Source organism: Methanomicrobium sp. (assembly GCF_055145805.1).
The window spans coordinates 1-8,635 of the sequence record NZ_JBSREC010000055.1 but is presented as its reverse complement, the minus strand read 5'-3'; the positions used below and the strand labels follow the sequence as shown (position 1 = coordinate 8,635).

The 8,635-nt window shown below is 44.6% G+C and carries 10 protein-coding genes and 1 pseudogene; 5 read left to right on the top strand and 6 right to left on the bottom strand.

Translation table 11 applies throughout. The annotated features are described in order from the left end of the window. The 4 genes from ACTB1O_RS04585 to ACTB1O_RS04570 form a co-directional block, all read right to left on the bottom strand. The coding region (locus ACTB1O_RS04585) for a hypothetical protein (RefSeq protein WP_462993962.1) at positions 1-363 on the bottom strand (363 nt) is incomplete at its 3' end. A 171-nt stretch (positions 364-534) separates the two neighbouring features. Continuing rightward, the gene (gene purF, locus ACTB1O_RS04580; protein WP_462993961.1) at positions 535-1,959 is read right to left on the bottom strand and encodes an amidophosphoribosyltransferase; all 1,425 of its coding nucleotides are present in this window, start codon (positions 1,957-1,959) and stop codon (positions 535-537) included. 4 nt (positions 1,960-1,963) lie between these two features. After that, positions 1,964-2,146, bottom strand: a complete 183-nt coding sequence (locus ACTB1O_RS04575) for a 50S ribosomal protein L37e (RefSeq protein WP_462993960.1) — start codon at positions 2,144-2,146, stop codon at positions 1,964-1,966. Positions 2,147-2,187: 41 nt separating this feature from the next. Beyond that, positions 2,188-2,415 (bottom strand): LSM domain-containing protein, encoded by a 228-nt coding sequence (locus tag ACTB1O_RS04570; RefSeq protein ID WP_462993959.1) that lies wholly within the window; start codon positions 2,413-2,415, stop codon positions 2,188-2,190. A 136-nt stretch (positions 2,416-2,551) separates the two neighbouring features. Between ACTB1O_RS04570 and ACTB1O_RS04565 the strand changes: the two genes are divergently transcribed. From ACTB1O_RS04565 to ACTB1O_RS04550, 4 genes are all read left to right on the top strand, one after another. Continuing rightward, entirely contained in the window at positions 2,552-3,049 is a 498-nt protein-coding gene (locus ACTB1O_RS04565) for an RNA-binding protein (RefSeq protein WP_462993958.1), read from the top strand. Between the two features lie 162 nt (positions 3,050-3,211). After that, positions 3,212-3,580, top strand: a complete 369-nt coding sequence (locus ACTB1O_RS04560) for a cell division protein SepF (protein ID WP_462993957.1) — start codon at positions 3,212-3,214, stop codon at positions 3,578-3,580. Positions 3,581-3,583: 3 nt separating this feature from the next. Continuing rightward, positions 3,584-4,126 (top strand): ZPR1 zinc finger domain-containing protein, encoded by a 543-nt coding sequence (locus ACTB1O_RS04555; RefSeq protein ID WP_462993956.1) that lies wholly within the window; start codon positions 3,584-3,586, stop codon positions 4,124-4,126. 26 nt (positions 4,127-4,152) lie between these two features. Then, entirely contained in the window at positions 4,153-5,118 is a 966-nt protein-coding gene (locus ACTB1O_RS04550) for a Vms1/Ankzf1 family peptidyl-tRNA hydrolase (RefSeq protein ID WP_462993955.1), read from the top strand. Positions 5,119-5,198: 80 nt separating this feature from the next. Here the strand turns inward: ACTB1O_RS04550 and purM are convergent, their stop codons facing one another. Continuing rightward, positions 5,199-6,209 (bottom strand): phosphoribosylformylglycinamidine cyclo-ligase, encoded by a 1,011-nt coding sequence (gene purM / locus ACTB1O_RS04545; protein WP_462993954.1) that lies wholly within the window; start codon positions 6,207-6,209, stop codon positions 5,199-5,201. Beyond that, entirely contained in the window at positions 6,206-7,591 is a 1,386-nt protein-coding gene (locus ACTB1O_RS04540; RefSeq protein WP_462993953.1) for an aspartate kinase, read from the bottom strand. The genes purM and ACTB1O_RS04540 overlap by 4 nt, the downstream gene beginning before the upstream one ends. A gap of 151 nt (positions 7,592-7,742) precedes the next feature. On the opposite strand from ACTB1O_RS04540, the pseudogene ACTB1O_RS04535 reads away from it, so the two are divergent. Beyond that, positions 7,743-8,609: pseudogene (locus ACTB1O_RS04535) on the top strand (FAD-binding protein); the annotation flags it as partial. Between the last annotated feature and the right edge of the window lie 26 nt (positions 8,610-8,635).

The following is an 8,635-nucleotide window of genomic DNA, read 5'->3' as shown; positions in this document are numbered from 1 at the left end:
ATATTTTCCTGTCAGGATATTGTATGAAATAACCTGCGAAGGCATATTGTAATCTGATTTTTCACTCCAGACTACTTTATTTTCAGAAAGCACAGGATTATAGCCGGAATAGCGCGAAAATATTATCATCTTTTTCTCATTTTCTGAAAGATTATACAGATAAATCGCCTGCCCTGTCCCGGTTTTTTCAACCCATACCACATTTTCATCCGATATTTTTGCATTCCAGCGAATATCAGAGTCATCTGTCAGAGGAAGAGAATATCCCGATACAGAATATTCAAGAGCAGATGCCGGACCAATCAACAGTAAAAGTGCCGCAAAAATAGATATTGTATATTTAAAAAACCGCACTTTCTTCATTTTAAGGATCTGCTCCGGATGTTATTTTATCTGCCGGACCTTATAAAAACATTTATAGAATTCTTTGCATTCCGGATTATTCCGTAATAACAGACAATGCCTTACAAGTCATAATTAAAAACATTATAAAAAAAGAAATTTGAAGGGATTTTTAGATATCAGAGGAATATATTACTTATTTTCAAATTTTTCAAGGTCAACCTGATAACTGCCTGAAATAAAATCAATATGTCTTGGACATGCCCTCTCAGAGCCTATCTTTAAAGGATACTCACCTGTTAAGCATCCTATGCAGAGATCTTCAGCACAATGTCCTGTAGCCCTTATCAAAGATTCAATTGAAACATGGTGAAGCGAGGTTGCGCCAATCTTCTCGCGGACCTCCTCACAGGTCCTGTTGCTTGCAATGAGCTCCTCTCTTGTAGGCATATCAACACCAAGATAGCACGGCGCCTTTATCGGCGGCGATCCAACCCTGATATGGACCTCTTTTGCACCTGCATCCCTGACGATATCAATAATTCTTCTTGACGTCGTTCCCCGGACAATGCTGTCGTCAACCAGAACAACAGATTTTCCGTTCAGGTGCTTTTTAACAGGATTTAGTTTGATCCGGACTGCATTTTCACGTGCCTTCTGATTCGGCATGATAAATGTCCTGCCCATGTAACGGTTCTTTATGAGCCCCTCACGGAAAGGAATTCCGGAACTCTCCGAGTATCCGGTCGCATGAGCGGTTCCGGAATCAGGCACAGGAGAGATGATATCGGCATCAACAGGGGCCTCAAGATGAAGAGACTGGCCGATTCTTCTTCTGACATCATATACCAGTTTCCCGTCAATAACAGAGTCAGGCCTTGCAAAATAAATATATTCGAATATGCAGAATCCGCAGCCCGATGCACGTGCGATCTGAGTGCATTTCACACCCTCCTTTGAGACCTCTATCATCTCGCCGGGCTCTACATCCCGTATAAATTCGCCGTTTAATGCATCTACAGCAACTGATTCAGAGCATAAAATATAGCCTTCCCCAAGCTTTCCAAGACATAAAGGGCGAATGCCGAGAGGATCGCGGAATGCATATATTTTGTCGTTAACCATCACGCAGACAGAATATGAACCCTCAAGTTTCTTCATGCAGGCTAAAATTGCATCCTGCATGCTGTCTGAATGCCTCAGCTCATCAACTATTATGTTGCCGATTACTTCGGTGTCTGCAGTTGTGCAGAATATCTGACCTCTTTTCTCAAATTCACGTCGGAGAGCCTCTGTATTTGTGAGATTTCCGTTATGAACAACAGCAATCTGCTTCTTTTGAAAAGTGAAGTTGAAAGGCTGGATATTTTCAGGTATCTTTGCACCTGTCGTCGGATAGCGGACATGGCCCACACCGACATTACCTTCTAAACCGGACAGAATATCTGCATCAAAAACTTCGGCAACGAGCCCCTGCTCTTTGTACTTGTACAGGTTAGTGCCGTCAAAAGTGGTAATTCCCGCGCTTTCCTGCCCCCTGTGCTGAAGTGCATAGAGTGCATAGTAAAGCGGGAAAGAGACACCGCCAGCATCGACGATGCCAACGATTCCACACATAATTTTAGTGGGTTGGGATTCTTGATCTCTTCGTTACCCAGTTATATTTGCGCATTTTGCTTGATCTGCCAAAACCGCATGCTGAGCATATCTTGTGGCGTTTGTGGTAAGAAATCTTTCCACATCTTCTGCAGACAATGTGAGTCTGTGTCTGTCGTTTTCCTCTGGATGGAGTTCCTTTACTCATTTTAAATTCACCTGTATTCTAAAAAACTTGATTTTATTTATTCAATTGACTGACGGTGAGATATAAATTACATTATCACCGCGGACAATGAGTGTGCCTGCCTTTGTAACAACACCATCATTTTCCTCTTCTGCATTCTCAAGTACGAGATTCATATGAACATCGTAGCCCTGAAGAATTCCACGAATTTCTCTGCCGCCTTTCAGGCTTACGATAACAGGCTTCTGATTGAGTGCCTTATCTAAAATTTCCAACGGTCTTTGTGTCATAAGATTCCCTGATCTGTTTAATGAGGATTACTATAATTGCGAGGGTAACATAAATAAATATAGCGCAACCCCGCATGGGAAGACAATTTTACAATGGTAAATTATATGCATGTTATAATTTATAAAGGAGAGATTAATGGCCAGACTTAGTGTCAGAAAGAGATATACTGTCAGGAAATCCAAAATTTCAAAAATATATGCGAAGCTTAGGGAAAACATAGGAGATTCATCTGATCTGTTTCATTCCGATAAGATTGAAATGGCTGAAACAACAGGGGATGTAATAATCTACCTTATCGACAAAAAGCCGGACTTAATGGAGATAAATGAGTCTGTATTCCCGACATTGCGTGGCGCTGTCGCAAAACCGTTTCCTGAAAGAAGAGTTGTTGTCGATTCAGGAGCAATTCCATTCATGGCAAAAGGTGCTGACCTGATGCGGCCCGGGATTGTATCAGTCTCAGATGACATAAAAGAGGGAGAACCTCTTGTAATAGTCGAAGAGTCCTACAAAAAGCCGCTTGCCATCGGGATTGCACTTATGAATTCTGATGAAATGATGGCCTGTGAGACTGGAAAGGTTGCAAAAAACATCCATTATGTCGGGGATGATATCTGGAATCTGGAAATCTAAAAAAAACATGCGCACTAAAAATAAGGAGTTTTGCAGAAATCGTGTAATACTCCCTTTGTTTTTTTAAAAAACTCCCGGATTGATATTTTTAATGTGTTTTTGGAGATAAAACCGCTCTACAATGAATAGAGTTAAATAAAATTCACACCACAAATTTTTCATATGGTAAAGATCTCATCTCTTTTCAAAAGGAGCAACCAGCCTGATGAGTCAGACTACATGGAACTTGATCTTGCTTCAATAGAGACTTCAAATTCCTCAGGGCCTGCATCAATGTATGTAAAGATAGCAACTATAAACGAGCTCCGCGACACTCCGAGAATTAAAGACGAGGTTTACAACGGAAATATAGTAATTGTCGACATAGGACGCCTTAAAATGGATAAGATATCATACGAACGTGTCTTAAAAGATCTTCGTGATGTTGCAGCAGATGTAAACGGTGATATTGTTGGTCTCGGGGATCAGAAGTATGTCATCATCACTCCGATGTCTGTAAAAGTCTCCCGCGATAAGATCGGCGGAGCCTGAAAATTGCGGCGCGTTATTGTCGCACCCTGTCCAAACTGTAAAAAAGATATCCAATATATATATCAGACAGAAAGAATTCCCTATTTTTCCGAGGTTCTGCTTGCAAGTGCCGTCTGTGACTGCGGATTCACATCTGTTGACACACTTGTCATCGGCGACGGAGAACCTGTCAGATACAGCTTAAAGGTAGAAGGGCCTGATGATCTCTCTGCCCGTGTTATAAGAAGCAGTGTGGGAACGATGGAGATTCCGGAACTGGGATTATCTGTACGCCCCGGGCCTATGTGTGAAGCCTTCATATCAAACGTAGAGGGAGTCCTGTTGCGTTTTGATAAAGTACTCGATACAATACGACTAAGCGCTGAAGAAGAGGATAAAGAGAAGATAGATGCCCTTAAATTAAGACTCGCAGATGCACGTGACGGAAAAGTTGAATTTACACTCATAATAGAGGATCTGGACGGCAACTCCGGCATAGTAAGCAAAAAGGCAGTTAAGTCAGTGCCCGTCCCCCCTGAGGAAGACTGCGAAGAAAAATCAGAATAAATTTTAAAACCATAAGGTACTTTTTTATGATCAGCCACTTTTTCAGAAAAGATCTCGAGGAGAAGGTGGAAACACTCGAAACCAAAATTGCAGATCTCGAAAAGGAGAACGAAAAGCTCAGAAAGAGACTCTCAAAACGCGAGGAGAAGAAAGAGTCAGAACCTGCAAGATTTCAGGAGACCACAGAAGAGTTAAAACGGGCAAAAATTTCAATTGAGACACTTGAAAACCGCATCTCGGCATTAACCTTTGAAATGGAGGAAAGCGACAGAAAAATATTTGCAAAAGACTTCTATCTCTCAAAAAACAGATCTCTGGAATTTCTCGAAAAAATTGCATCCGTGGAATCACAAAAAGACTCCCTGATATCGATATATCTTCCGCCCGGAGAGATTGTTCCTGAAGTCATAGACAGGGACGGAGAGATAACCGCATACCTGGATAGCATTAAATCAGAAACAGGACATATCGGCTTTTTCGACATAGACGACCCTTCAGTCGGAAATTTCTTTGCCGCACCTCCTTTTCCCCCCGAACATGCATATGTAAAAAGAGGGAGCAGATTTGAGACAGACCCCGCAGAGGAGATCTTTTCAAAGGAGAGGCATGCCGCATTTATACTCGGCCATGCAGGCGAGTCATACATAGGAATTGCAACCGAGTCCGGCCTGATTAAGGGTGAACTGATAAGGAGCAGTGTCAAGGAGAAGCACTCAAAAGGCGGATGGTCGCAGAAGCGTTTTGAACGCTTAAGAGAAGAGGACATAAAGCACCATATTGATAAGGCCGGCGAAATCTTCTCAGAACTTCTCGACGAATACAAAGATATTGCAGATGTTATCATCGTTGCGGGCGATCGCAAAACAGGAACGGATATCGCAGGAAAAAGCGACATCCCGATAATATACAGACAGTTTGATACAAAACCGGACAGGCATGCCGGAGAAAAACTTGTAAAAGAGCTCTGGTCTGCAAGATGGTACAGAGTCTGAAATAAGTTTTCACATCTTTTGATATCTTTTTTTAATTCTGCCAAAAATTTATATTAAAAATTGAAAAAAATTAGAAAAATTTAATGAAACGGCTTACCCTTAAGCCAGATCCCTTCTTCTTCCCTTATCTTTCCGACAATTGCTGCATCGGGAACAATCTTTATGACACTTTCCGCAACTGATTCGGGAACAACAAAAACGTAGCCCATACCCATGTTAAACGTCCGGTACATCTCGTGTTCGTCGACGTTACCGGCCTGCATTAACCATTCGTAAACAGGCTGCATGGGAAGGGGCTCTGTTATGTCAAAGCCGAATTTCCCAAGCCTTGTCAGATTTCTGAGTCCTCCGCCTGTTATATGGCACATACCATGAACATCACAGGCTGCCGTGACTGCCAGAACCTCACTGTAGATTCTTGTGGGGGTTAAAAGCTCCTCACCGAGAGTCTTTCCCCATGGCATCATATCGCTGTACGATGCGCAGTCATCCACAATCTTTCTTGCAAGTGTCAGCCCGTTTGAATGAATTCCGCTTGAGGGAACGCCTATTATTACATCACCGGACACTATCTTTGAGCCTGTTATAATCTGATCCTTCTTCTGAACTCCCAGGCATGTTCCGGCAAGGTCAAGACCGTTTACAATTCCCTTTAAGGTCGCAGTCTCGCCGCCGATAAGATTCATGTTGGAGAGTCTTGCACCTTCGTTTAAGCCTTTTCCAATCTGTTTCATCTTATCTATCTCAACACCCTCCGTTGCAATGTAGTCCACAAATGCGACAGGCTCCATGTTCATCACATAGAGGTCATTTACATTCATCGCAATGCAGTCGATTCCAAGTGTTGACCAGTCCTCCATTAAGTCCGCGACAAGCATCTTTGTGCCGACACCGTCAACCGCAAGGGCAAGGGCATAGTCGCCGAACCCGATTAAGCCTGCAAAGTGCCCGACGTCGCTGCACATTGCAAAGTCTCCCTCACGCCTGAATGTGAGCATACTGACAAGCGCCTTTACACCGTCAGCCTCAAGGTCTATATCCACTCCTGCATCGCGGTAAGTGTGGCCGCATTTGTTAAAATCCTGCGTCATTCCGAATCCTCTGATAACTTGAACTCGTCATGCAAAACGCGAAGGGCAACTTTTCCGTCCTCGTGCTTTACAACAAATGATATGTTCACCTCGGATGAGCCCTGGGAGATCATCATCAGGTTTACACCGGCCTTTCCAAGAGCAGTGAAAACCCTGCCTGCAATACCCGGTGCACCTGCCATTCCGGTGCCCACAACAGCAACCGCACTTACGTCACGGTCGAATGTCACCTCTCTTATGTATCCGCCCTGCTGGACCCTGTTAAGAGCGGTTACAGCACGGGTCAGATGATCATCGTCAACAATCAGAGAGATGTTTGACTCAGATGATGCCTGGGAGATCATCATGACATTGACATGATTCTCTGCAAGTGCGGTAAAAATTGAGCGTGCAACCCCGGGACGTCCGAACATCTGCGCACCTGCGAGATTTATGAGTGACACCTTGTCTATGAAGGTAATTCCCTTGACAATCCTGTCATCACGGCGTTCATCGGCAATAACACAGCTTCCGCCCGCAGACGGATTGAAGGTATTTTTTACCCTGACAGGAATTCCCTTCTGCATCGCAGGTTCAATGGTTCTGGGGTGAAGGACTTCTGCACCGAAGTATGAAAGCTCCATAGCCTCAAGATATGAAATATCCGGAATTACTCTTGCATCCCCTATTATACGCGGATCTGATGTCATGATTCCGTCAACGTCAGTCCAGATCCATATCTCCTCTGCATCGATTGCGGCACCGACGACTGCTGCAGTGTAGTCTGAACCCGAGCGTCCGAGGGTTGTAACAATGCCCTGCTCGGTGCATCCCATGTATCCCATTACAACCGGAACCCCGTCCTGCATTAAGGGAACAACCCTTGACTTGATTCTCGGTTCACTCTCGGGAAGGACATTTGCACAGCCGTGATTTCCGTTTGTAAGTATTCCTGCCTCACATCCGTTTAAGGGAACAGAAGGTATCCCGGCCTGCCTCAGTGCGGCGCTGACAACCTGTGCAGACAGCCTCTCACCAAACGATATGATGTAATCCTTCGAACGCGGAGTGAGCTCGCGCAGGTTGTGAACTGCAGTCAGAATATTTTTGAGGTTTTCAAGCCGGATGTCAATTTCCTTTAAGACAGCCTCCGACTCGTCTTTTGCAACCACATCAAGAATCTTTTTGTGTTTTGTCCGGATTGATGCGATAAAAGAGTCAATCGGAGGATTATCTGATGATTTCTCTACTTCTGATGCAATTGCGTGGAGCTGATCGGTCACTCCGGATATTGCAGATACCACTACTGCCAGTTCATTGCCGGTTTTGTAGTAATGGTCTATAATTGAGACAACACGGGCGATGCATTTGTCATCACCGACCGAGGTGCCACCAAATTTCATTAAAAGCCTCAATTTAGCTCACTCTGTCAGATTTCTGTTATTCTTATATATTTACTTTTTACCGGTATTAATATAGGTATCAGCATGCGGGTTGTAAAAAAAATTATTTGCCATTTATTTATAGTATTCCAGTTACTAAACTGTCATAACTATGCATTCATATGATGTGACCGACTGCCACGTACTTGTGATCGGAAGCGGGGGAGCAGGTGCCCGTGCCGCTATCGAGGCATCAAAATACGGAGATACCATACTTCTTTCAAGAACACTTACCGGCAAGGGCGGATGTACGACTATGGCCGAGGGCGGCTATAACGCTGTGTTAAACAGTGAGGATTCATGCCCGCTTCACGGAGAGGACACCTTAAGGGGCGGTGCATATTTAAACGACCCGGAACTTGTGGAAATACTTGTAAAAGAGGCGCCTGAGAGAATGGCCGACCTTGTAAAATGGGGTGCGGTCTTTGATGTAACCCAGGAGAGGATGCTTGCACAGCGCCCGTTCGGCGGCCAGAAATTCCCCCGTACATGCTTTGCCGGAGACAGAACAGGTCATGAGATGATGATGACCCTTGTTGAGAAGGTCAGAACGGAAAATATCAGAATTCTGCAGGAGATAACGGTTATCGATCTCCTGAAAGAAGGCGACAGGGTCTGCGGTGCAATCGGACTGAACAGACGGGGTGAGATGATTGTTATACGCGCCGACTCTGTTGTTGTCGCAACCGGCGGTCTCGGCCAGATTTACGATGTCTGCACCAACTGTGCGACAGGAAACGGACAGGGCTTTGCCTTCTCATATCGGGCGGGAGCAGAATTGATCGATATGGAGATGGTGCAGTTTCACCCGACAGGCGCTGTTTTCCCGTATGATGCAAGAGGCCGGCTGATTACAGAAGCCGTAAGGGGAGAGGGCGGCCAGCTCAAAAATACAGACGGAAAGCGTTTCATGGAGGATTATGACGCTGACAGAATGGAGCTTTCAACAAGGGATGTTGTATCACGCTCGATTGCAAAGTAGATACTCGCCGGACGCGGAACCGA

Excerpts from the sequence above, each read along its gene's own strand:
- ACTB1O_RS04575 (WP_462993960.1), bottom strand. The coding sequence starts at position 2,146 with ATGAGTAAAGGAACTCCATCCAGAGGAAAACGACAGACACAGACTCAC.
- ACTB1O_RS04560 (WP_462993957.1), top strand. The coding sequence starts at position 3,212 with ATGGTAAAGATCTCATCTCTTTTCAAAAGGAGCAACCAGCCTGATGAG.
- ACTB1O_RS04570 (WP_462993959.1), bottom strand. The coding sequence starts at position 2,415 with ATGACACAAAGACCGTTGGAAATTTTAGATAAGGCACTCAATCAGAAG.
- ACTB1O_RS04540 (WP_462993953.1), bottom strand. The coding sequence starts at position 7,591 with ATGAAATTTGGTGGCACCTCGGTCGGTGATGACAAATGCATCGCCCGT.
- ACTB1O_RS04550 (WP_462993955.1), top strand. The coding sequence starts at position 4,153 with ATGATCAGCCACTTTTTCAGAAAAGATCTCGAGGAGAAGGTGGAAACA.
- purF (WP_462993961.1), bottom strand. The coding sequence starts at position 1,959 with ATGTGTGGAATCGTTGGCATCGTCGATGCTGGCGGTGTCTCTTTCCCG.
- purM (WP_462993954.1), bottom strand. The coding sequence starts at position 6,209 with ATGACGCAGGATTTTAACAAATGCGGCCACACTTACCGCGATGCAGGA.
- ACTB1O_RS04565 (WP_462993958.1), top strand. The coding sequence starts at position 2,552 with ATGGCCAGACTTAGTGTCAGAAAGAGATATACTGTCAGGAAATCCAAA.